At 41.5% G+C, this 22701-nt stretch carries 19 protein-coding genes; 13 read left to right on the top strand and 6 right to left on the bottom strand.

All coding sequences use genetic code 11. The features are described 5' to 3' along the window. Window positions 1-8: 8 nt before the first annotated feature. Together OFO12_RS03845 and OFO12_RS03840 are read left to right on the top strand one after the other, a co-directional pair. The gene (locus tag OFO12_RS03845; RefSeq protein WP_270869531.1) at window positions 9-281 is read left to right on the top strand and encodes a cation transporter; all 273 of its coding nucleotides are present in this window, start codon (window positions 9-11) and stop codon (window positions 279-281) included. Between the two features lie 9 nt (window positions 282-290). Continuing rightward, window positions 291-1571, top strand: coding sequence for a M20/M25/M40 family metallo-hydrolase (locus OFO12_RS03840; protein ID WP_270869530.1), 1281 nt, complete (start codon window positions 291-293; stop codon window positions 1569-1571). Here OFO12_RS03840 and nth read toward each other — a convergent pair. Beyond that, window positions 1566-2198, bottom strand: coding sequence for an endonuclease III (nth, locus tag OFO12_RS03835; protein ID WP_270869529.1), 633 nt, complete (start codon window positions 2196-2198; stop codon window positions 1566-1568). The two genes, OFO12_RS03840 and nth, sit on opposite strands and share 6 nt — an antisense overlap. A 77-nt stretch (window positions 2199-2275) precedes the next feature. Here nth and OFO12_RS03830 point away from each other — a divergent pair, with 77 nt between their 5' ends. The 10 genes from OFO12_RS03830 (at window position 2276) to OFO12_RS03785 (ending at window position 15416) form a co-directional block, all read left to right on the top strand. Further along, window positions 2276-3085: a peptidyl-prolyl cis-trans isomerase gene (locus OFO12_RS03830; protein ID WP_270869528.1), complete on the top strand. Its 810-nt coding sequence runs from the start codon at window positions 2276-2278 to the stop codon at window positions 3083-3085. A 124-nt stretch (window positions 3086-3209) separates the two neighbouring features. Continuing rightward, window positions 3210-4031 (top strand): peptidylprolyl isomerase, encoded by an 822-nt coding sequence (locus OFO12_RS03825; RefSeq protein WP_270858917.1) that lies wholly within the window; start codon window positions 3210-3212, stop codon window positions 4029-4031. Window positions 4032-4051: 20 nt separating this feature from the next. Continuing rightward, window positions 4052-5116 carry a class II fructose-bisphosphate aldolase gene (gene fbaA, locus OFO12_RS03820; RefSeq protein ID WP_270858916.1) on the top strand — a complete coding sequence of 355 codons (1065 nt, stop codon included), beginning with the start codon at window positions 4052-4054 and terminating at the stop codon, window positions 5114-5116. 10 nt (window positions 5117-5126) lie between these two features. Continuing rightward, on the top strand, window positions 5127-6410 hold the full coding sequence (locus OFO12_RS03815) for a MotA/TolQ/ExbB proton channel family protein (protein ID WP_270869527.1): 1284 nt from the start codon (window positions 5127-5129) through the stop codon (window positions 6408-6410). Continuing rightward, window positions 6400-7410 carry an OmpA family protein gene (locus OFO12_RS03810; protein WP_270869526.1) on the top strand — a complete coding sequence of 337 codons (1011 nt, stop codon included), beginning with the start codon at window positions 6400-6402 and terminating at the stop codon, window positions 7408-7410. Before OFO12_RS03815 ends, OFO12_RS03810 begins: the two co-directional genes overlap by 11 nt. Next, entirely contained in the window at window positions 7388-8377 is a 990-nt protein-coding gene (locus tag OFO12_RS03805) for a 1-aminocyclopropane-1-carboxylate deaminase (RefSeq protein ID WP_270869525.1), read from the top strand. Before OFO12_RS03810 ends, OFO12_RS03805 begins: the two co-directional genes overlap by 23 nt. After that, window positions 8378-11455: an Eco57I restriction-modification methylase domain-containing protein gene (locus OFO12_RS03800; RefSeq protein WP_270869524.1), complete on the top strand. Its 3078-nt coding sequence runs from the start codon at window positions 8378-8380 to the stop codon at window positions 11453-11455. It abuts the gene before it with no gap. Between the two features lie 412 nt (window positions 11456-11867). Beyond that, window positions 11868-13160, top strand: a complete 1293-nt coding sequence (gene hisD / locus OFO12_RS03795) for a histidinol dehydrogenase (RefSeq protein ID WP_270869523.1) — start codon at window positions 11868-11870, stop codon at window positions 13158-13160. Then, window positions 13153-14340 carry a hypothetical protein gene (locus OFO12_RS03790; protein WP_270869522.1) on the top strand — a complete coding sequence of 396 codons (1188 nt, stop codon included), beginning with the start codon at window positions 13153-13155 and terminating at the stop codon, window positions 14338-14340. Before hisD ends, OFO12_RS03790 begins: the two co-directional genes overlap by 8 nt. Beyond that, entirely contained in the window at window positions 14340-15416 is a 1077-nt protein-coding gene (locus OFO12_RS03785) for a hypothetical protein (RefSeq protein ID WP_270869521.1), read from the top strand. Before OFO12_RS03790 ends, OFO12_RS03785 begins: the two co-directional genes overlap by 1 nt. A gap of 531 nt (window positions 15417-15947) precedes the next feature. Here OFO12_RS03785 and OFO12_RS03780 read toward each other — a convergent pair. The 5 genes from OFO12_RS03780 to metK form a co-directional block, all read right to left on the bottom strand. After that, window positions 15948-16310: a hypothetical protein gene (locus OFO12_RS03780; RefSeq protein WP_270866288.1), complete on the bottom strand. Its 363-nt coding sequence runs from the start codon at window positions 16308-16310 to the stop codon at window positions 15948-15950. Window positions 16311-16470: 160 nt separating this feature from the next. After that, window positions 16471-16833 carry a tetratricopeptide repeat protein gene (locus tag OFO12_RS03775; RefSeq protein WP_270868198.1) on the bottom strand — a complete coding sequence of 121 codons (363 nt, stop codon included), beginning with the start codon at window positions 16831-16833 and terminating at the stop codon, window positions 16471-16473. A 133-nt stretch (window positions 16834-16966) separates the two neighbouring features. Beyond that, on the bottom strand, window positions 16967-18409 hold the full coding sequence (pyk, locus tag OFO12_RS03770) for a pyruvate kinase (RefSeq protein WP_270869520.1): 1443 nt from the start codon (window positions 18407-18409) through the stop codon (window positions 16967-16969). A gap of 72 nt (window positions 18410-18481) precedes the next feature. Continuing rightward, entirely contained in the window at window positions 18482-19828 is a 1347-nt protein-coding gene (locus tag OFO12_RS03765; RefSeq protein WP_270869519.1) for an FAD-dependent oxidoreductase, read from the bottom strand. A 163-nt stretch (window positions 19829-19991) separates the two neighbouring features. Beyond that, complete coding sequence (metK, locus tag OFO12_RS03760) at window positions 19992-21191, bottom strand: methionine adenosyltransferase (protein ID WP_270858903.1); 1200 nt, start codon at window positions 21189-21191, stop codon at window positions 19992-19994. Window positions 21192-21346: 155 nt separating this feature from the next. Here metK and sstT point away from each other — a divergent pair, with 155 nt between their 5' ends. Next, window positions 21347-22612, top strand: coding sequence for a serine/threonine transporter SstT (gene sstT / locus OFO12_RS03755; RefSeq protein ID WP_270865003.1), 1266 nt, complete (start codon window positions 21347-21349; stop codon window positions 22610-22612). Window positions 22613-22701: the final 89 nt, after the last annotated feature.

The following is a 22701-nucleotide window of genomic DNA, read 5'->3' as shown; positions in this document are numbered from 1 at the left end:
GGAAATTTATGCGTAAAATTTTACTATTATTTGCCCTTGTTAGCGCGGTTTTCGCCGATAGAGAGATTGAAATTTATGTAGAGAAAATACACTGCCCGCTCTGCACGCAAATGGTGAGAAAGGCTCTTAGCGAGTGCGATGGCGTAATCAGCGCGCGCGTGGAGCTATCTAGTAAGACAGCCAGCGTGCTAGCGCGCGATGATGCCGATACAAAGGCGATGCTAGAAGCTATCGCAAAGACCACTTACGAGGGCAAAATCGTAAGTGATAAGCGAAAATAGGGCGAAAAAATGAAAAAAGTTATGAATTATTTTCGCCAAATTTGCGAAATTCCGCACCTTAGCTATGAAACTGAGGCGTTGCGAGATTTTTTAGTGGAATTTGCTAAAAAGCACGAATTTAGCGTGGAAGTTGATAGTGCCGGAAATATTTATGTCTGCAAAGGTGAGCCAAAAATTTGCCTGCAAGCGCATTATGATATGGTTGGCGTGGGACTTGCGCCGCAAATCGAGCTAGTAGAGCAGGACGGATTTTTAAGCGCGAAAAACTCATCGCTTGGGGCTGATAATGGAATCGGTGTAGCAATTATAATGGCGATGATGAGCGAATTTGATAACTTCGAAGCGGTCCTTACAAACAACGAAGAAGTGGGGCTTTGGGGCGTTAGGGAATTTAACGGCACTATAAAAAGCAAAAAAATGCTAAATTTAGACAGCGAAGATGAAAACGAAGTCATAATCGGGTGCGCAGGAAGTGCCGAAATTCGCGCTCTTTGCGACAGTGCGCGCGAGAAAAAAAGTGGCTTTTGCTATGAGATTTTTATCGATGATTTCCCGGGCGGTCATAGTGGAATCGAAATTCATAAAAATTTGCCAAATGCGATTAAATTTTTAGCCGAATTTATCGCTAAAAATGGCGGTAAAATCGCCGAATTTAGCGGTGGCGAAAGGGCAAATTCAATCCCTGCAAAAGCTAGTGCAACGGCAATTTTTAAAAATGAAATTTCAAATTTTCCAAATTTTATTAAACATAAATTTTTAGGGTTTAAAGAGTGCGAAATTTACGAAAATTCGGACAATATTTTAAATCTCATTTGCGAATTTAAACAAGGCGTTAGGGATTTTAACGATGAGTTAGGCTTGCCACAAACTAGCATAAATTTATCTTTGGCTGGTGAAAAAAACGGCAAATTTGAACTTTTGTTTTATGCTAGATCGATGAGCGAAAAGGGCTTAAAAGGGGTGAAATATCAAACCAAAATGTCGGCTGAGAATTTTGGCTTGGAATGCGTTTTTGGCGAAACTAGTGAGCCTTGGCAACCGCAACGAAGCGAATTTAGCGAATTTATCTTAAAAAATTTACAAAAATTTGTCCCAACTGCGAAGCTTGGTGCCGTTCATGCTGGGTTAGAGTGTGGCGTTTTTATCACAAAAGATAGCGAGATACAAGCGGCTTCGATTGGTCCAAATATCACTTCGCCACACAGCACGCATGAAAAAGTCGAGCTAAAATCTGTCGAAAAAATCCTAAATGCCGTGCGAGAGATAATCTCTGGCGTGCAAAATTTATAAAATTTTATCCTTACTTTTGCAAAGGTGCGCTAAAAAGCACTCTTTGCAATTTGGCTTTACAGCTTTGCAAGTGTATCGTCCAAATAGCACCAAAGCTTGGTGCAGGTAGTTTAAATCGCTTACAAATGCCTTTGTAAGGTCGTTTTCGGTAAGTTCTGGCGTTTTTGCGCTTGAAAGTCCAAGCCTGTGCGAAACGCGAAAAACATGGGTATCCACGGCGATAAAATTCGCCCCACAATGCTCGATTAGCACGACATGGGCTGTCTTTTGCCCGACCCCTGCAAGGCTAAGCAAATCCTTTTCATTTAGCGGGATTTCGCCACCGAAATTTTCCACCACAGACTTTGCCATTTTGATTAAATTTTGTGCTTTGTTATTAAAAAAACTGCACGAATTTATCAGCATTTTAACTGCGCCCAAATTTGCATTTGCCAGCGAGTATATGTCAGGAAACTCCCCAAATAGCGCAGGTGTGATTAAATTTACCCGTTTATCGGTGCATTGTGCGCTAAGCATAACGCAGACGATTAGCTCGTATAAATTCCTAAATTTAAGCTCGGTTGTCGGCTCACCAAAGTGCTCTAACAATAAATTTTTGATCTCTTTTATATCTTTTTTCGTTCTCATGCCCTTATTTTACACAAAATTTTTGATTATTAATCGCTTTTTGGCTATAATCTCGCATTTTTTTACAAGGAATTTTAATGAAAAAATTACTATTTTCAGCCCTAAGTTTAGCAGCGGCAGTAAGCCTAAATGCGACAGTTTTCGCCACAGTAAATGGCGCGCCAATCACAGAGGCCGAGGTCGCCCCGCACATAGCAGCACTTGGCAAAGATCCAGCCACGCTTAGCAATCAAGAAAAACAAATGGTGCTTGCAAGAGCGATTGATATCGAAATTTTAGCCGCTGAGGCTAGAAAAAATGGCGTTACAAATCTGCAAGAATACAAAGATGCCCTAAAAGCAGCACAAGATAGAATCGCAATCGAAATGTATCAACACCAACTATCAAAGCAAATCAAAGTAAGCGACGCTGATATCGCTAAATTTTACAACGAAAACAAATCTGCTTTCGTCGAACCAGCCGCTTTGTTGCTATCTAATATCACAGTGGAAAAAAAGGCCGAAGCTGACGCGATTATCAAAGAGTTAAAAAACACAAAAGCCGACGCTTTGGTGAGCAAATTCGAAGAGCTTGCGGTAGCTAAATCAATCGTGCCTGAGGCCAAACAAACCAAAGGTCATCTTGCGTGGGTTACCCAAGAAATGATGCCAAAAGCGTTTTGGGACGGCGCAAGCAAGCTTAAAAGAGGCGCTATCACGCAAACTCCTATCAAAACTGATTTAGGCTATCATATCGTGCTCAAAGAAGACGCCAAACTTCAAAAACAGCTTAGCCAAGATGAAGCCAAACCTTTCATCGAAAATTTAATCAAAGGCCAACAAGCAGGCGCTGCATTAGAGCAAAAACTACAAGAACTTCGCAAAAGCGCGAATGTAGAAGTAAAATAAATTTCACTTCAATTACACTGACCCGCTCATAGATACGCGAAAATGCGTATCCTAAGGCGGGCAAAATTTTAATCATTAACCAGCTTTGGCTATAATCTTGCGATTTTTTTTACAAGGAATTCAGATGAACAAATTAGTTTTTTCAGCACTTAGTTTGGCTGTGGCCATGGGCCTAAATGCGACAGTTTTAGCGACTGCTAATGGCAAAAACATCACAGAAAACGATGTTATTCCATTTCTAGTAGCCCAAGGCATAGCTCCACAACAATTCGCTTCACTGCCAGCAAACACCAAAAAAGATATCTTAAACCGCGTTATCGCTAGAAAACTTGTCGTAGAACAAGCTAAAAAAGCAGGCGTTATGAACGACGAAGTTTATAAAAAAGAGTTAGAGTTCCAAAAAGACAACCTAGCTGTGCGCGTATGGCAATCAAAAGAGGCCAAAAAAATCAAAATCAGCGACAAAGAGGTTCAAGACTTTTACAACAAAAATAAAGCAAAATTTGTAAATCCAGAACTTGCCCAAGTTCGCCATATTTTGGTCAAAACAGACGCCGAGGCAAAAGCTGTGATTGATGAACTAAAAGGTCTAAATGGTGGCGCGCTAATCACTAAATTTAGCGAAATCGCGAAAGCCAAATCAATCGAGCCAGCCGCAAAACAATCAGGTGGCGCACTACCAGCATTTCCAAAAGAGGGTGCTATGGTTAAACCTTTCGCAGACGCTGCGTTTGCGCTAAAAAAAGGTGAAATTTCAAAAACTCCTGTTAAGACAGAATTTGGCTACCATGTAATCTTAAAAGAGGATCAAATCGCAAAACGCCAAGTCCCAGTTAGCGAGGTAAAACCTCTAATCGAAGGCTCAATCCGCCAAGAAAAAGCAGCCGCAAATTCAGAAAAATTGGCGCAAGATCTGCTTAAAAAAGCAAAAATCGAATACAAATAATCTTAAAAAAGGGGTGCAAAATGGGTGTTTTAGATGTAGTTAAAGCTGGTGTATTATTTGGCGATGATGTTAGCAAGCTCTACAAATACGCGCAGAGCGAGGGTTTTGCAATCCCTGCTGTAAATGTCGTAGGAAGCCACTCTGTAAATGCTGTATTAGAGAGCGCCAAAAAGGCAAACTCTCCTGTGATTATCCAATTTTCTAACGGCGGAGCGAGTTATTATGCAGGCAAAGAGTGCGAAAACGGCGCTATTATGGGCGCAGTCGCAGGTGCTTTGCAGGTGCATTTGCTAGCTAGATATTATGGCGTGCCTGTGATTTTACACACTGACCACGCAGCGCGCAAACTGCTTCCTTGGATTGATGGATTATTAGAGGCAAGCGCAGGGTATAAAAAAGCGCACGGCGTGCCACTATTTAGCTCTCACATGCTAGATCTTAGCGAAGAGAGTTTGGAAGAAAATTTAAGCACTTGCGAAAGCTATCTTAAAAAGATGAGCGAGCTAGGAATTAGCCTAGAAATCGAGCTTGGCGTAACAGGTGGCGAGGAAGATGGCGTGGATAATACAGGCGTGGATAACGCGCTTTTATACACGCAACCAGAAGATGTCGCGCTTGCGTATGAAAGACTTAAAAAAATCAGCGATAATTTCTCGATTGCAGCGAGCTTTGGCAATGTGCATGGCGTGTATAAACCGGGAAATGTCGTGCTTCGCCCTGAAATTCTACGAAATTCGCAAAAATTCGTGCAAGAAAAATTTGGCTTAAATGACGCCAAACCTGTAAATTTCGTATTCCACGGCGGTAGCGGTAGTGAGATCAAAGATATCAAAGACGCTGTAAGCTATGGCGTAGTCAAGATGAATATCGACACCGATACGCAGTGGGCGTTTTGGGACGGCGTGAGAGAGTATGAGCTCAAAAATAGAGCATACTTGCAAGGTCAAATCGGCAACCCAGAAGGGGAAGATAAACCAAACAAAAAATACTACGACCCTCGCAAATGGTTAAGATGTGGCGAAGAAAGTATGGTAAAAAGATTGCTTGTCGCATTTGAAAATTTAAATTGTATAAACAAAAACTAAGGCAAATTTCATGGAAAAAACAACAGAAATTTTAGATTTAACGCTTCCAGAAAATCCAGAGCGCTCACTACTGGGCGTTTATCTGAAAATCGTGTTTGTTCCTGTGGCGATTTTCGCCATATTTTTGCTAGGATTTTTGAAGGTAATCGACTTCAAAGTCGAGCTTCACTCGATCGTAATGATGGGCTTTTTGCTCATCATTGCGCTATTTTTGGCTAGGCATAATGCTGAATTTGGCTGTTTGAAATTTCAAAATAGTATCGAAAATTTCAAAACCGAACTCAAAAACTATATCGTCGAAAATCTCCTTAGCATAGGCATTAAAAAAAAGTCAGACGCTAAATTTGAAAATTTCGTAGATGAATACTCGCACTCGCTTCGCAATGACAACTACGCCTCTGTCGCGGTGGGTGTTTTCCCAATGCTGGGTATTTTGGGCACATTTATCAGCATTGCGATTTCTATGCCAAATTTCTCATCATCAAATATCGCAAATTTAGAGACCGAAATCGCAGGGCTTCTAGGTGGCGTTGGCACGGCGTTTTATGTGTCGATTTATGGTATTTTTCTAGCGCTTTGGTGGATTTATTTCGAAAAAAAGGGAATTAGCAAATTCGAAAGATTACTTTTAAAATACAAAAACGCCACAAAAAACTTTTTTTGGAGCAAAGAGGAAATCACGCAAAGCTACCTTAGCGAGATACTCGATCGCAACGCCGAGGTTTCGCGCTCTTTCATGGCTATGGCTTCAAATACCCTTAGCGATAGCCTAAATGTCGCAATTGATGAAAAAATGCAAACACTTCAAGGCATAATTGACGCTGAGCAGCGCGCCCTTGCGCTAACCACAAGCGAGTTAGAAAGGGCTAATGAAATGATACTAAATGCCAACCTAACTCACGGCGAAATCAGCAAAAATTTCGATCAAATTTTATCGTCTTTAAAGGCCGTTACGAGCAATATGGTCGAGATCCAAAACGGCATTTCAGCGGGATATTTGAGCTTTTCGAAATCATCTGAGCAAAAGAGCGCAAATCTGCAAACCAGCGCAGACGCCCTAAATCAGGCAATAGTAAATTTTACCTTGCAGATTAAATCCCTAAATGAAAATATGCTAAGCGAGCAAATTAACGCAAGAGAGAGCTTTAAGGCAAGTTTTAAAGAGCTAAATAACGAAATCAAATCGCTTTTTGATTCTAGCCTAGGCAAAAACACAAGCTCAGAGGGTATCATCGACGAGCTACGCAAAACGCTTCAAAGCATAGACGAAAAAGAAAACCAAAATGAAGAGTAAAACCAGCGAAAAAGAGACCTTTTGGATAGCTTACGCTGATTTAATGGCGGGGCTTTTGTTTGTCTTTATTTTACTAATCGGCGGGATTATCGTCAAATACTATTTGGTGCAAGACGACCTCAAAGCCCAAACCATCGAGCATGAAAAGGCTATGGTCGCACTTCAATCCTCGCAGAAAAAATCTGCTGAATTAGAGGCTTTAAACAAAATTTTTTCCGAACAGCTTGAAAAGCTAAATGTCGAAAACACCGACCTTCGCAAGCAAAATTCGATCTATTTTATCCAAATCGAAGATCTAAGCGCCATGGCAGAAAAACTCAAAAAAGAGAATTTCGACATTAGCGAGCTTTTGAAAAACACTCGCACCGAAGCTACCGAAAAAGAGATAAAAATCGCGTTTTTGCTCGATCAGCTAACCCAAAAAGAGAGCGATTTCAACAAAATTTTGCACGATTTAAATGTCACCAAAAACCGAATTCGCAACCTAACCGGTCAAAAGGTCAAACTAATCGCCGAGCTTAAAGAACGCCTAGGCGGCAAAATCCGCATAGATAGCGAGAGCGGGGCGATGACGCTAAACTCGTCCGTGCTTTTTGACAAGGGTTCAAGCGAGCTTAAAGAGAGTAGCAAAGAGAGTTTCAAAACCGCGTTAGAAGGGTATTTTAGCGCACTTATGGATAATGATGAAATCAGAAATAGCTTAGATCAAATCATCATCGAGGGCCACACAGACAGCGACGGCGGGTATTTATACAACCTAGCCCTTTCGCAAGAGCGCGCACTGGCGGTCATGAATTTCATAAACGAGTGGAACAAAGACGAGAGATTGCAAAAATACCTAATCGCAAGCGGTCGCAGTTATTCTCAGCCTGTGCTAACTGACGGCGTCGAGGACAAAGACGCAAGCCGTCGAATCGAAATCAAATTTACACTTAGCAACAAAGAGGCTATGGAAGAAATCCGCAAATTTTTGGAATTTGACACAAATGCGACAAGATAGCTTTGGCGGGGCTCAATACTCGCGCGAGCTCTCGCAACGCGTCATAATCTCGCCTGAGTTTGAAGCTCATTTGCGCGAAGTAGAAAAGGCGCAAAAAACGGGCGAAATTTCGCTACAACCCCCAAAAATCCAAAAGATAAAAATCGAAAATTTTAGCTTTGCAATTTTGCGTGATGATTTGATTGGGATTTTTAACGGCAATAAAGCAAGGAAGCTCCAATCCCTGCTCGGTGCCGATTTGCGGGGCATTTCAAAGATTGTAAGCTTTGGTAGCTCGCAATCAAACGCCATGTATAACGAAAGCGTTTTTGCCCGCATAAAGGGGCTAAAATTTCAGTTTGTCATCTCGCATTTAAGCGAAAATTTAAGCGCGCGCCCGTGCGGGAATTTCGCCGCCGCACTAGAAAATGGCATGGAGATTTTCGTGGCGCAAAATCGCCGTGAATTTGCGCTTAGCCTTTGCGATGAGAACACGATTTTTATCGAAGAGGGGGTTGCACAGGGCGAGGCTGAGGCCGGATTTATCGCGCAGGCTAAATTTATCGAAGAGTATGCGCGCGAAAATGGGCGAGAATTTGACATTTTTTTGCCAAGTGGAACAGGCACGAGCGCGGCGTATCTAGCCAAACATAGCCGTTTTCGCGTCTTTACCACGCCTTGCGTGGGCGATTGCTCGTATCTGAGAGAGCAAATACTAGCCCTAGATCCGCGCTCGGGCGTGCAAATTTTGCCCCCACCACGCAAATTTCACTTTGGCAAACCTGTGCGCGAACTTTATGAAATTTGGCAAAAAGCCCGTGCGCAAACCGGCATAGAATTTGACCTCATTTATGACCCCGTGGGACTTCTCACGCTTTTAGCTAACCGCGAAAAATTCGCAAACGAAGTCCTATATATCCACCAAGGCGGAATTCTCGGCAATATCTCGCAACTGCAAAGATATGAGTATAAATTTAAAAGGAAATAAATGGCACTTTTCAAAGAAAAAATTATCAAAGAACAAAAGCAAGATGAAAAAACTCTAAACGAACGCTACGAAAATTTTCTCAAATTTCAAGCCAAAATCGACGCTATAAAAGGCTACAAAGAAGAAGAGTATCAGACCGATTTTTTGCACGATATTTTTGAGGCTTGCCTAGGATACACGCTAAAAACGAGCGATCCACAACACTTCAATCTCCAACGAGAAAGCAAAAACGAAACCGACGGCAAAAAGGCTGACGGCGCAATCCTAAGCGCAAACGGCGAAGTCATCGGCGTCATCGAGCTAAAAGACCAAAAAACGCACGATTTGGACAAAATCGAAAATCAAGCCTTTAATTATCACAATTCAAACTCAAAAAGTCGCTATATCATCATCTCAAATTTCGATGAAATTCGCCTATATATTGACAAAAAAACCGCTTATGAAAAATTTAGCCTTTTTACTATGACACGAGATGAATTCGAGCTTTTTCACCAAATTTTTTGCTTCGAAAATATAAATTCGTTTAAAACTATTGATTTGCGGGACAAAAGCGAGAATTCAGATAGAGAAATTTCAAAAAGACTTTACGCTGATTTTAGTGAATTTCGCCTAAAACTCTTTGAAAACGCCGTTTCAAACAATCAAAATTTAGGTAAAAAGCAAATTCTTAGCCTAGTGCAAAAACTCTGCGACCGCATAATTTTTGTCCTTTTTGCCGAAGATTATGGACTTTTGAAATCAAATTTTGTCGCAGATATTAACACCGAGTGGCAAAATCAAAAATTTACCGATTTTAGCCTTTATGAAATTTGGCAAAAATATTTTGAAGCTATTGACAAAGGAAATCAAAAACTAGGTGTTGAAAATGGCTACAATGGCGGACTTTTCGCCACTGATGAGGGGCTAAATTCGCTCAAATTTGATGATGAAATTTTGCAAATTTACACCGAAAAACTTTCAAAATACGACTTTGCTAGTGAAGTTGGCGTGAATATCCTAGGTCATATTTTCGAGCAGAGCCTAAGCGACCTTGAAGAACTCACCGCCGAAATCGAAAACAAAAATTTCGACAAAAAAGATAGCAAACGCAAAAAAGACGGCATTTTCTACACACCTGAATACATTGTGAAATTTATCATTAGCCAAACGCTAGGCGAGATTTGCGAAAACGAAAAGTCAAGGCTAAATTTGCACGAAATCGCAATCCCAAAAAACCCAAAACGCCTTAGTAAGGACGAAAAACAAACGCTCGAAAATATCCGCGCTTATAAAGAATTTTTGCTTGGTTTAAAAATCATCGACCCTGCTTGTGGAAGTGGAGCATTTTTAAACGGGGCTTTGGATTTTCTCATTAACGAGCACAAAAATTTAGATAAATTTCGCAAAATTTACGAAAACGAAGCTTTGCCGTTATACGACATAGAACCCCAAATTTTAGAAAACAACCTTTACGGCGTAGATATTAACGCTGACGCAGTCCAAATCGCCAAACTCTCGCTTTGGCTCCGCACCGCGCAAAAGGGGCGAAAACTCACTGATTTATCAAATAATATAAAATGCGCGAATTCGCTTTTAGATTTTCCGTTTGATTTCAAATTTGGCTGCGTTATCGGAAATCCGCCCTATGTCCGCCAAGAGATGATAAAAGAGCAAAAACCGCACTTACAAAAGCTTTACAAAGCATATTGTGGCACGGCTGATTTGTTTGTGTATTTCTATGAACTTGGGCTAAATTTGCTAAAAAATGGCGGTTTGCTAGGCTTTATCTGCTCGAATAAATTTTTCCGTGCAAGTTACGGGCAAAATTTGCGCGAATTGATACTACAAAATTCGCAAATTCTCGCAATCGCCGATTTTAATGGCGTTAAAGTTTTTGATGACGCCACCGTCGATAGCGCCATTACGATTTTACGCAAAAACGGAGCAAATTCAACTTTGTCATTGCGAGACCACGAAGTGGTCGAAGCAATCCAGAGAAATTCCGATTATCTCGCCACTTCAAAAACGGCTAACGCCGTGCTGGATTGCTTCGACGACAAGTCGTCTCGCAATGACAGCGCACAATCTGTCATTGCGAGGAGCGAAGCGACGAAGCAATCTACGAGCGAAAACAACCAAAACGCAAATTCGCAAAACTCAGAGTTCAAACTCTACTCCCCAAATTTGCAAGATTTCCAGGCCCTGCAAACTGCAAATTTAAACAAAAGCGGTTTTATTTTCTTAAATTCACTAGAAGCAAATCTCAAAGCCAAAATCGAACGCCTTGGCACACCGCTGAAAGATTGGGATATAGATATTTATCGTGGCATAACTACCGGTTTAAACGAAGCTTTTATTATAGATGAAGCGACCCGCACCGAGATTTTGAGTGGCTGTGGTAGCGCGGCTGAGCTTGAACGCACAAAGGCTATCATAAAGCCTATTTTGCGCGGGCGCGATATTAAACGCTATACATACTCGTGGGCTGGATTTTATATCATCGGCACATTTCCTGCCCTGCATTTAGATATTGACGAATTCCCAAGCCTTAAAAATTATTTGTCTAAATTTTTACCACAAATCGAGCAAAGCGGTGCAAAAGGTTGCCGTAAAAAGACAAGCAATAAATGGTTTGAAACACAGGATAATAGTGCGTATTACGCTGAATTTGAGAAACCACTTTTAGTTTGGAAAGATTTAGGCGAACATTTTGCATTTGCGATTACCAAAAAAGGAACATATTGCCTTAATACAAATTATTTTGTTACTTCTAAATTAGAAAATTTGAAATATTTTCTTGCTATGCTTTTGTCAAATTTATTTGCTTGGTATATTAGGCAAACTACCGATAGAACTGGAACTGGCGACATAAGATTAACAAGTCAAAATTTATATAAAATTCCTATCCCAAAAATTTCAAAAGAAAAAGAAGCCGAATTTGTGAATTTGGTGGATAAAATTTTAAAAATCAAAAACCAAAGCGAAATCTCAGGGGACGATGAAATAATGCTAAAAGTTTTAGACAAAGAGCTAAATTCGCTAGTTTTTGCACTTTATGATTTGAGTGCCGACGAAATCGCCTTAATCGAAAACGCTTAATCTGTCATTGCGAGAGCCGAAAGGCTCGAAGCAATCCAGTAAAATTTAGAGAGAATTTGAATTAATCAAAATTTATTTGAATTTCCCTGGATTGCAACGCTGGGCTCGCAATGACAAATCAACGCGCATTTCGGGGCAGTATTTGCAATGACAAATCAAGGCAAATTTTGCTCCACTTTTTGCAACGACAAAATCGGGGCAGTATTTAAAAACTTGCGGTAGCGAAAATATCGCAATGACAAATCAGAGGCTAGGGAATTTCCCTGGATTTCAACGCTGGGCTCGCAATGACAATAGCGAGTGAATTTGCTCCACTGGCTCGCAATGACATTAAATTCCCAAATTTATTAAATTCAAAACCAAATTATGCTATAAACTTCAAATTTTTACAATCAAAATTTTAGGATTAAATATGAAAATTTTAAAAAGCACAGACAGTAATTTCGCGCAAGAATTCGAGGCGTTGGTAAATCGTGGCAATATGGACATGCAAAAGGTAATGCCGATCGTAAGCGGTATCATCGATGATATCAAGGCGCGCGGTGATGAGGCGCTAAACGAGCAAATAGCCAAATTTGACAAATGGGAAGTTAAGGGAAATTTGGCGATTTCGCAAGATGAGATGAAAAAGGCTTTCGACGAGCTAAGTGATGAGCTAAAAACCGCCCTAAAAGTGGCGTATGATCGCATTTATGCCTATCACGAAAAGCAACTCGAAAAAAGCTGGATTGATTTCGGCGCGCACGGCGAAATTTTAGGTCAAAAAATCACGCCCGTAGATCGCGCAGGGCTGTATATCCCAGGTGGCAAGGCTGCCTATCCTAGCTCGCTTTTGATGAACGCAGTGCCTGCAATCGTCGCAGGTGTCGCTGATATCACGGTCTGCACCCCTGCTGTGGGCGGAGTGGTAAATTCGCTTCTCTTAGCTGCTATGCATGTGCTAGGAATCAAAAAAGCCTACAAAGTAGGCGGTGCGAGCGCAGTCGCAGCCATGGCGTATGGCACGGAAACGATAGAAAAGGTCGATGTCATCACAGGCCCCGGAAATATCTTTGTCGCCACAGCTAAAAAGCTAGTTTTTGGCGATGTAAATATCGATATGATCGCAGGTCCTAGCGAAGTGGGCGTGCTAGCAGATGCTAGTGCGAGTGCGTATCACACGGCTGTGGATTTGCTAAGCCAAGCCGAGCACGACGAGATCGCAAGCAGTATTTTGGTAAGCGCAGATGAGAAATTTGCGCTAGAAGTCAAAGATGAAATTTATAAAATTTTGCCTACATTAGAGCGCGAGAGTATCGCTAGAAAGAGCATTGATGACAAGGGCGCGATTATTATCGCGCGAGATTTCGACGAGGCGATAGATTTGATGAACGACCTAGCCGTAGAACACCTAGAAATCGCCATGGACAACGCCTACGATTACCTTGCGCGCATTAAGCACGCAGGCGCGATTTTCTTAGGTCACTACACGCCTGAGGCTATGGGAGATTATTTGGCGGGGCCAAATCATACTTTGCCGACAGGTGGCAGTGCTAGATTTTTCTCGCCGCTTGGGGTTTATCACTTCATCAAACGAAGCTCGGTAATCGCGCTAAACAAGGGCGCAATCGACGCTCTGGGCGAAGCGTGCATGGCACTAGCGCAGGCCGAGGGCTTAACAGCGCACAAAAAATCGGTTGAAATTCGCTATAAAAATAATGATTAAAAAAATTTTCAAATTTTTTCTTTGGGTTTTTGGTATTGCTGGTTTTTTGTTTTTGGCTTTTTGCATTGCTATTATTTTTTTATTTTCATTTTCGCCGTCAGCTGGCGATTATATAAACACAAATTACGAAAGCCAGTTTAAACACACCAAACCAAACCCCTTTCCTGCGGATTTAACCCCAAAGCCAATATTTTGGGAAAATGCGATTGAAGGGGCTTTCCCTGATGCCATTAGCGTGCCTTATATCTACTTGCGAGATAAGCATGGCGTGTGGCTTCGCTATAATGATGGCTTGTCGTTTGATTATCTTTTGGGCGAAGATATGCCGGGGGAGCATTATTTATACATAGAAGATGATTTTTCGCCAAGCGAGGAAGTGCGAAAAAAGGAGAAATTTTTCAGGCACAAATCGTGGAATATCACCCTAAAAGAGGGCGCAAACGAAATTTACAAGCAAACTGCGCATAAAATCACTAGACAATACATTGGCTCGTTTGATTTGCACTCAAACCCGGGCAAGACAGTGTGGTTTCCTAGCAGTGCCGAGCAAAATTTCGAGGCGATTTCAAGATTGCAAATCCCGCTTGAAGCTTACGATTTCCCACATAAACTAAATAGAAATACCGAAATCACGCCCAAAAAATACGGCAAATTTCGCGGTGATAGCGAGGTTTTGCCAGTAGATGAAAATGTCTATGAGATCAAAACCGCCCAAGGAGCGCAAAAAATCCGCACCTCAAATATGAGCAAATGGTCAGTAGAATACAAAAAACAAAAGGCGATTTGTGGGGATAAATTTTGCCTATTTCTTTTCACGGATACAGATAAAAAAAATAAATATTGCGAAAATATAGGCAATGAAACAGCGATACTTTTTTTAAATTTAGAGCGCAAATTCACATCTAGTTCATATAGCAATAGCCCGCTACATAGGACTAATGGCTATCATTTTGGGCTAAAAGAGGGCTACGAAATCGAGGATATAGCCTCATTTGAGATGATACCGAGCGAGTTTGCAGAGTTTAGGAAAGAGCAACAACCCGATAAAATGACCTACAAAAATGTCCCCACAGGCGAAAAATTTATCGAATATGAGCTTAAAATTTACGCCAAAGACGGCGCGCTCATCAATCAGTATTGCGACTACTACTACATGCACGAAAAAATAAGGGAGTTATAGTGAAAATAGGGCGAGTGGGCGAAATTTTTTGTTTTTTGGTTGCGTTCGTTTGTTTGTCTAGCGCAAATGAGCAGAATTTTACGCAGAATTTATCACAAAATTTTACGCAAAATTTAAGCGAGAGTGTTTCTGTGGATACTGCGCCCGATACTGCTTCTGATACTGCGCCGAATTTGGACGCAAATTCTAGCAATGGTGTTTTTGCAGATACTGCGCCAAATTTTGAAATTTTCCACGACGAAAACGCTACAAACGAGCAAATTTCTAGCGCACTAGACGCACTTTTGGACTTTGCGCGCGCAAATGCTGAGCGCATAAATGACGAATTTGGCGAGTATAGCGAGCGGATTTTTACGCATTTTATCTATAATCCCAAAATTTCGCGCACAGGCAAATTTGACTTCGACAAAATCTCTGAAATTTTAAAATTCAGCCCGAATTTGAATTATAACGAGGGCGAATTTGACAATCCATTAAATATCGTAAATTCCTATGGTTGCGATATCGGCGCAGGTGTGGCAAATGACGAAAATTCCACTAAATTTGATAGCGAGGAGCTTTTTGCGCTAATAGATTTGCTGGTAAGTAGTGGCGCCAAACCTAGCGAAAACGACGCTAAAATGGCTAGTGCGTGCGATAATTTCGACGCGTTTGCATATTTTTTGGCTAACGGCGCACCGCTAGGAAATGGCGTGGTCGCTGATATAACTTCGAGCGAGGCGGAGTTTATCAGGGATCAAAATATCACGCTTGATTATCTTTTAAAAACCCCGCCAAGCGATCTTAGGCGCATTGCGCAGAGTTACGATTTTTCGAAATTTCACGCCGATAAAATGCGGTTTTTCGAGGAAAGTTTGAAGTATAAAGGGATAAATGAGCTCGATAAAAAGGAGCTTGAAGGCTTTATTAAATTTTCTGCGCTTATGGATAATTCGCTTGCGGTGCAGTTTTTGTTGGAGCATGGCATTTGCGAGAAAGACCGCCAAATGTGCGCTTATATGAAGGCGCAGGCGAAGTATTTCGAGGCCGAGAAAATCTCGGATATGCTTAGCTTGGAGCTGAAACATAAATTTTGAAATTTTGTGAAATTTGAAATTTTGTGAAATTTGAAATTCTTTAAATTTTGAAATTCTTTAAATTTTGAAATTTCACGCTGGCGCAACCTTGAAATACTGCACCGATTTTGTGTCATTGAGAAATTTTGTAAATTTTATTTGCTTTGTCATTGCGAGACCACGCAGTGGTCGAAGCAATCCAGTAAAATTTAGAGAGAATTTTAAATTTAAAATTTTACGCTTTCCATTGTCATTGCGAGCGAGTGTAACGAGCGTGGCAATCTACGAGCCAAAATAACCAAACGCTATAATCCGTGTCATTGCGAGACCACGCAGTGGTCGAAGCAATCCAGTAAAATTTAGAGAGAATTTTAAAATTTATAAATTTCGATAAATTTATCTGTGAATTGAAATTTATCTGAATTTCCCTAGATTGCTTCGCTACGCTCGCAATGACAAAAATAATGCTTCTTACAATGACAAAGAATTTTCGGGCATAAAAAAAGCGCCGAAAAATTCGGCGCCGAAGTAGAAATAAAAGTAAAACTACGATTATTTATCGTTAGCAATTCTTTCTTTCATAGAGCAAGCTTTTTGGTGTCCTTGCTCGCAAGCCATTGATAGTGATAGCATTGCACGATCGTGATTATGCCATTTGCCGTCTAAAACTGAGTGGAAGATACCGTCGCGGTAGCAAGCCTCAGCCCATTTAGCGATATTGCAAGTTTTGTCATAATATGTGTGAGCTTTGTCATAGTCTTTTGGTAAGCCGTCTTCACCACGGAAGTATTTCATACCAAGCTCAGTGCAAGCTTGATAATCTCCTGCTTCACATTTTGCGTCCATATCCTCTGCTATACCAGCGAATGCGCAACTCGCAAAACCAAATAGTGCTAAGAAAACTAGTTTTTTCATAACTTTCTCCTTGTAAAAATAATATGTGTTTCCTTTAAAACGCGTGATTATACACTAAAATAGTTATAATAGAGTTAAATTTTAATTAAATTTTGTGTAAATTCGACAATTTGCGCCGAATTTTATCGGCGCAATGGTAAAAACAGAGTAAAAATAGTGATTAATTATCGTCTTTGATTCTCTCTGCCATTTTGCAAGCTTTTTCGTGACCTTGATCACAAGCCATTTTCAAAGATTGCATTGCGCGATCGTGGTTGTGCTCTGCACCAACGCCTACTGAGTGGAAGATACCGTCGCGGTAGCAAGCCTCAGCGTAATTGTGTTGGTTACAAGTTTTATCATAATATGAGTGAGCTTTCTCGTGGTCTTGTGGCAAACCATCTTGACCGCGGTAGTATTTCATACCAAGCTCAGTGCAAGCTTGATAATCTCCTGCTTCACATTTTGCGTCCATTTCCTCAGCTATACCAGCGAATGCACAACTCGCAACACCAAACAATGTTAAGAAAACTAATTTTTTCATAACTTTGCTCCTTTTAAATAAAATATTCGTTTCCTTTAAAACGGGGCGTATTATACTCCAAAAATTTGCTAATAAAGCTAAATTTTACTTAAATTTTTAGTAAATTCGACAAATTTTATTAATTTACTAGGTTTTACGCGTCTTGTAAGTAGTAGGATATTTGCTCGTCCTTTAACATACGGATAAGATTTGTAGTCCCGCTTACACCTGTTGGATAACCTGCCGTCATGATATATGTTCCATCAAGCTTGATCGCGCCACAATCCACGCCGCTTTTGATAGCCTTTGCCATGAGCGTGTGAAGCTTGGCTTCCTCGGCGATAACTAGGCTTTGGCCTATACCCCAACAAAGCGTGAGATAGCGCGCTGTGTTTATATCGTGAGTAACGGCTAGGATATCGATATTTGGGCGATATCTCGCCATTTGCACGGCTAGTTTGCCAGAGGAGGTTAGGGCGATGATTTTATCCGCGTTTAGCTGACCTGCTAGCCTAACGGCAGATTCTGCCATGATATCGGTGCTATCGTGGTTTTCGTGCTTGAAGCGGTTGTAAGCGTAGATCTCTTGCGCTTCTAGTATCGTATGCGACATAGCGCGCACGACAGCGACTGGATTTATGCCTACTGCGCTCTCTTCGCTTAGCATTACAGCGTCTGTGCCGTCAAGCACGGCGTTGGCGACATCGCTGATTTCGGCTCTGGTGGCTGTTTCGTTGCGCGTCATACTAAGAAGCATTTGAGTGGCTGTGATGACTGGTTTGGCGGCTTCGTTTGCCTTTTTTATAATCAATTTTTGGATTGAAGGCACCTTGTAAAACGGCACCTCGATACCTAAATCGCCCCTAGCGACCATGATTCCGTCGCTCTCGTCAATAATGCTATCTATGTTTTCCACAGCGTCGAATTTTTCGATTTTTGCCAAAACATGGGCGTGTGAGCCAGAGGCACGCAAAATTTTCTTTGCTTTGATTATGTCGTTTGCGCTTTGCACAAAGCTGATTGCCACAAAATCCACGCCAAGAGTGGCGCCAAATTCCATATCAGCTCTATCTTTTGGCGTGATGACATCTATGCCAAGAACGGTATTTGGGAAATTTACACCCTTTTTCGAGCTTAGAGTGCCGTCGTTTTCGATGACAGTTTGGACGACATCGTTTCCGCTGTGAGCGACCCTAGCGCGGATTATGCCGTCGTAGAGATAGACATATTCGCCAGCTTTTAGCATAGGCAAAATTTGGGGTTGATTAATGCTAAGAGCGTAGTGGTGTGGGGCGATTTGGGTGCCGATTTGCTCTTTGGCGTAGATATCGAGGCGATCGCCAGCTTTTAGCTCGAAAGGCGTATCAAGCTCGCCAATGCGGATTTTTGGGCCGCAGATGTCTTGCAAAATCCCGATATGAAATCCGACCTTTTTCTCCACGCTACGGATTTTTGCGACATTTTGAGCGTGGTATTCGTGCGAGTTGTGCGAAAAATTTAGTCTAAAAACATTGACCCCAGCCCTAACCATGGCTTCCATTATCTCTTCGTTATCGCTAGCTGGGCCAAGCGTGGCTATGATTTTTGCTTTTTTCATTAAATTTTCCTTTGTGTTGAAATTTGAAATTTAAAAGTAAAATTTATGCAGAAAAATTCTGCATAAATTTGATTATTTTACAAGTTCGTTTTCGAATTTTTCAGCGTCGAATTTTTTGCCTAAAAACGAGCAGATCGAGATAGCGTCGCGCTCTGCGTTGCCAAAACAGCTTGTCGCACCCGGGCTTGGAGTCATATTGAAAATCACGCCGTTGTTATCGTCGATTCTAGCCTCGCCTAAAAGCAATTCAAGCTTGTCTTGGTCGATGATTTGGGCTCTGACACCTCCAAAACCTTTGGCATAATAGATATCTTCTTCTCTAATGCTAGGTATGATTTTTTTGGCGTTTTTGACAAAGAGTTTTTTGCCCAAAACCGGCACTTCAAAAGCGATATTGCGCATTAAGAAATTTCGCACATCACTATCGCCGAAATTGTTCCAAAATACCTTTGCGACCTTTGGCGTGAAATTTAGGGATTGGAAAAACTCAGGCACGGAGCGACAGCCTTTGTAACGCTCTAATTTTGGCATAGTTAGCGCAGTAGGGCCAAATCTCGTGCAACCATCAGCTAGCAGGTCAGGGTCTCCGTGAAGTGCGGCAAATGGGAGTTTTGGGTTTTGCACCATATAGACTTTGCCGTTTAGTAATTTTTGTTTGGTTAGATAAAAGCTTCCAGCGATACAAATCGCGCTAAGGTTTTTTCCATAACCCATTTTGTGCGCTAGCCACAGCGAGTGCGCGCCCGCATCGACTACGACGAAATCAGCGCTGACTGAAATTTTATTTGCAGTGCGGATATAAAATTTATCGCCTACCTTTGTGATATTTTGAACCTCAGAATTTAGGTATAAATCGCAAATTTTGCCCTTTGTTTTTTGCGCATTTTCGACCAGGGTATTTGTCATCGCGCCAAAATCAATCGTGGTATATGCGCCAGTTTGCACACCAAGACCTGCGACATCTTCGGGGCGAGGGTTGCCATTGCTATCGAAAATGACCTTTGGCTCGATCTGTTTTAGCTTATCTTTGTCATAAAATTCCAAATACGGATAAAGCTCTTTGAAAACCTCATAGCGATCTTTGATAAAAGCGACCTCGCTATCGCCCACGCCGATTGCCATTTTTTGCCCTTCAAAGATAAATTTACCGATATAATCGTGCTTTTTGCAGTATTTCGCAATCATATCGGCTGCGCGTTTGACCTTTTTGGCTTTGTCGATTGTGTAGTTTGTCTCGATATCGCCACAATGAATCGTTTGCGAATTTGCCGTGCCTTTTGTATTTAGCGTGGCTAAACCTTCGTATTTTTCGATGATTGCGATGGATTTTATATCAGTGTATTGCGCCAAAGTATATGCTAGCGCACCGCCAGAAATACCGCCGCCGACGATGACGACTTCGTAGTGTTTTTCTTGCATTTTCACCCCTTAAAAGTATGCGATATTTTGCAAAAATTTTACTTAAAAAAGTGTTAAATTTCGCCGAATTTATCGGAATTTCTCGGAGTTAAATTTAAGATTAAATTGTCATAAAATAACTAAGAATTTAAAAATTTCGCAAGGTTAAATTCCTTGCGAAATTTTATTTTTTCAAAGATTTGAAAAGCTCTACGCTATCGAGTTGCTCCCATGGGTATTTTGGGTTGCCGACTTGGCCGTAAGCAGCTACTTTTGCGTATAAAAATGTCTGGGCACTTGGTTTGTCTAGGCCGAATTTCTCAGTAATCCAGCGCGGAGTTAGGGCGAAATTTTCGAGGACAAATTTCGAGAGTGTATCATCATCAATACCAGCGTTTGTGCCCATACAATCGACACTCACGCTAACTGGTTTTGCCACGCCGATAGCATAGCTTAACTGGATTATACATTTTTTTGCTAGACCTGCTGCGACGATATTTTTAGCGATATAGCGCGCTGCGTAAAGCCCCGAGCGATCGACTTTGGTGTAGTCTTTGCTAGATTGTGCGCCACCACCGATTGGCGAATATCCGCCAAAGCTATCGACGATGAGTTTGCGACCAGTCAAACCGCTATCGTGAAGCGAGCTGTGATTTACATAGCGACCTGTTGGGTTGATATAAATTATGGTTTTTTCTTTTTGATAAAGCTCTTTTGGAAGACCTGCTGTGTCGATTAAATTTTGGATTAATTCTCGCACATATTCGATACTCATACTCTCCACGCAAGGCGCGCTTACTACGATTGTGTGGATTGATTGTGGTTTGCAGTCTTCGAAATTTGACTTCGTGCCATAATCAAGCGTAACTTGTGTTTTAATATCCACACCAAGCTGATTTGGGTGAGTTTTGGCATACTCATAAACCTTATCGCAAAGAAGCCTTGCATAAGTAATCGCTGCTGGCATGAAATTTTGCGTCTCCGAGCTTGCAAAGCCAAACATTATGCCTTGATCTCCTGCGCCGATCTCGCCACTTTCTTGATCTACGCCTTGGTTGATATCTGGGCTTTGTTGGTTTAGATATACATCGACCTCGACATCTTGCGGGTGCAGGCACTGCTCGCGGGTAAAAAATGGATTGTCATTGTAGCCAATGTCGCTAAGAGCGCGTTTGACGATATGGCGATAATCATCGTGCGTAAAATCGACCTTAGCATTTACTTCGCCGCCGATTACGATATGTTTGCCCGCTACGAAAACCTCGCTAGCTACGCGTCCTTTGGGATCTTTTTTTAAAATTTCATCGACAATTGAATCTGCGATTATGTCGGCGCATTTATCTGGGTGACCAGGGCTTACGACCTCGCTTGTGAATAGATACATTTAAGCTCCTAAAATTTTGAAAATTTTGGGCGTAATTCTAGCGTTTAATATTTAATGTAAAATGAAATTTTATTAAATTTTTAAAGAATTTAAATAATGTTAAATAAAAATTTAGATATATTGCGACAAATTTTACTCATTGAAAGGGAGGCAAGATGACTTACTTAGATAAGCTGATACAAAGTTACAGCAACAAAAGCCTGATAATGCGCATTATCATCGGACTTTTGCTCGGTGCTGCGCTAGGGTATTTTGCTAGGGTCGGTGTATCTGGGCTGGATTTGGACGGCGGTGAAACAAATGCGTGGAGTAATATCGCGAATTTGGCTAGATTGTTTGGTGATTTTTTCGTAAGTGCGCTTAAAGCTGTCGCCCCAGTGCTAGTTTTTATTCTAATTTTAAGTTCGCTTGTCAATAAAACTTTTGGAAGCACGACAGGGCTAAAAAGAGTTATCGTGCTTTATATCGTAGGCACGCTTTTGGCTGCTTTTGTTGGCGTTGGCGTTAGCTTTATGTTTCCAACTCCGATTGCGCTTGATGGCGTTGGCGCGGCAAACTCACCTGCACCTGCAAATGTCTGGGAAGTGCTAAAAACTACATTTTTCAAAATCGTTGATAACCCTGTAAATGCACTATCTAGCGGTAATTATGTCGGTATTGTCGCATGGGCGGTAGGACTTGGAATCGCACTTAAATTTTGCACGAACGAAACCAAACGCTTCATCGGCGATTTAAGCGAAGGTGTAACGAAAATAATCCAAGTCGTAATCCAGCTTGCGCCAATCGGTATTTTTGGCATTATTACCTACACTGTGTATGATTTGGGCGTGGAAGGTCTAGCAACCTATGCTAAGCTTACAGGCGTGCTTGTGCTAGCGCTTATTTTAGTAGCTGTTGTGGTAAATCCGCTAATCGTATTTTTCGTAACCAAGAAAAACCCTTTCCCTATCGTCTTTACCTGCCTTAAAGAGAGCGGAATCCCAGCGTTTTTCACACGCTCATCGGCTGCGAATATCCCTGTGAATATGAACCTTTGCAAAAAACTCGGCGTCGATGATGAGTTAAGCTCAATTTCAATTCCGCTGGGAGCTACCGTAAATATGGCGGGAGCCGCTGTGGTTATCGCTATTTTGGCACTTTCGACTGCATACACGCTAGGAATTCACCCTGATTTTGGCACAGCTTTACTTCTATGCGTAGTCTCAGCTGTGGGCGCATGTGGTACAAGTGGCGTGCCTGGCGGTTCGCTTATGCTTATTCCGCTTGCTTGTGCGCTTTTTGGTATCGACAACGATATCGCATTTAAGGTCATCACCGTCGGTGTCATAATCTCTGTAATCCAAGACTCAATGGAAACAGCCCTAAATAGCTCTACCGACGCACTTTTTACAATTATCGTTTCACAAACTTCAAAACATTAAAATTTAAAAATTTAAGCGACCAAATTTTTGGTCGCTTACCACTGTATAACTCTTTTTGGCTAGAATTGCGCCAAAAATTTAAAGGAAAA

This window comes from Campylobacter sp. JMF_04 NA10, from assembly GCF_027737655.1.
Lineage (GTDB): Bacteria > Campylobacterota > Campylobacteria > Campylobacterales > Campylobacteraceae > Campylobacter_B.
This window is presented reverse-complemented; position numbering and strand designations above follow the sequence as displayed.

What these genes read in the sequence shown, in the direction of transcription:
- OFO12_RS03825 (WP_270858917.1), top strand. Translation starts at nt 3,210, where the DNA reads ATGAACAAATTAGTTTTTTCAGCACTTAGTTTGGCTGTGGCCATGGGC.
- OFO12_RS03810 (WP_270869526.1), top strand. Translation starts at nt 6,400, where the DNA reads ATGAAGAGTAAAACCAGCGAAAAAGAGACCTTTTGGATAGCTTACGCT.
- metK (WP_270858903.1), bottom strand. Translation starts at nt 21,191, where the DNA reads ATGTATCTATTCACAAGCGAGGTCGTAAGCCCTGGTCACCCAGATAAA.
- OFO12_RS03815 (WP_270869527.1), top strand. Translation starts at nt 5,127, where the DNA reads ATGGAAAAAACAACAGAAATTTTAGATTTAACGCTTCCAGAAAATCCA.
- OFO12_RS03800 (WP_270869524.1), top strand. Translation starts at nt 8,378, where the DNA reads ATGGCACTTTTCAAAGAAAAAATTATCAAAGAACAAAAGCAAGATGAA.
- OFO12_RS03840 (WP_270869530.1), top strand. Translation starts at nt 291, where the DNA reads ATGAAAAAAGTTATGAATTATTTTCGCCAAATTTGCGAAATTCCGCAC.
- hisD (WP_270869523.1), top strand. Translation starts at nt 11,868, where the DNA reads ATGAAAATTTTAAAAAGCACAGACAGTAATTTCGCGCAAGAATTCGAG.
- OFO12_RS03780 (WP_270866288.1), bottom strand. Translation starts at nt 16,310, where the DNA reads ATGAAAAAACTAGTTTTCTTAGCACTATTTGGTTTTGCGAGTTGCGCA.
- OFO12_RS03775 (WP_270868198.1), bottom strand. Translation starts at nt 16,833, where the DNA reads ATGAAAAAATTAGTTTTCTTAACATTGTTTGGTGTTGCGAGTTGTGCA.
- OFO12_RS03765 (WP_270869519.1), bottom strand. Translation starts at nt 19,828, where the DNA reads ATGCAAGAAAAACACTACGAAGTCGTCATCGTCGGCGGCGGTATTTCT.
- fbaA (WP_270858916.1), top strand. Translation starts at nt 4,052, where the DNA reads ATGGGTGTTTTAGATGTAGTTAAAGCTGGTGTATTATTTGGCGATGAT.
- sstT (WP_270865003.1), top strand. Translation starts at nt 21,347, where the DNA reads ATGACTTACTTAGATAAGCTGATACAAAGTTACAGCAACAAAAGCCTG.
- OFO12_RS03845 (WP_270869531.1), top strand. Translation starts at nt 9, where the DNA reads ATGCGTAAAATTTTACTATTATTTGCCCTTGTTAGCGCGGTTTTCGCC.
- nth (WP_270869529.1), bottom strand. Translation starts at nt 2,198, where the DNA reads ATGAGAACGAAAAAAGATATAAAAGAGATCAAAAATTTATTGTTAGAG.
- pyk (WP_270869520.1), bottom strand. Translation starts at nt 18,409, where the DNA reads ATGAAAAAAGCAAAAATCATAGCCACGCTTGGCCCAGCTAGCGATAAC.
- OFO12_RS03790 (WP_270869522.1), top strand. Translation starts at nt 13,153, where the DNA reads ATGATTAAAAAAATTTTCAAATTTTTTCTTTGGGTTTTTGGTATTGCT.
- OFO12_RS03830 (WP_270869528.1), top strand. Translation starts at nt 2,276, where the DNA reads ATGAAAAAATTACTATTTTCAGCCCTAAGTTTAGCAGCGGCAGTAAGC.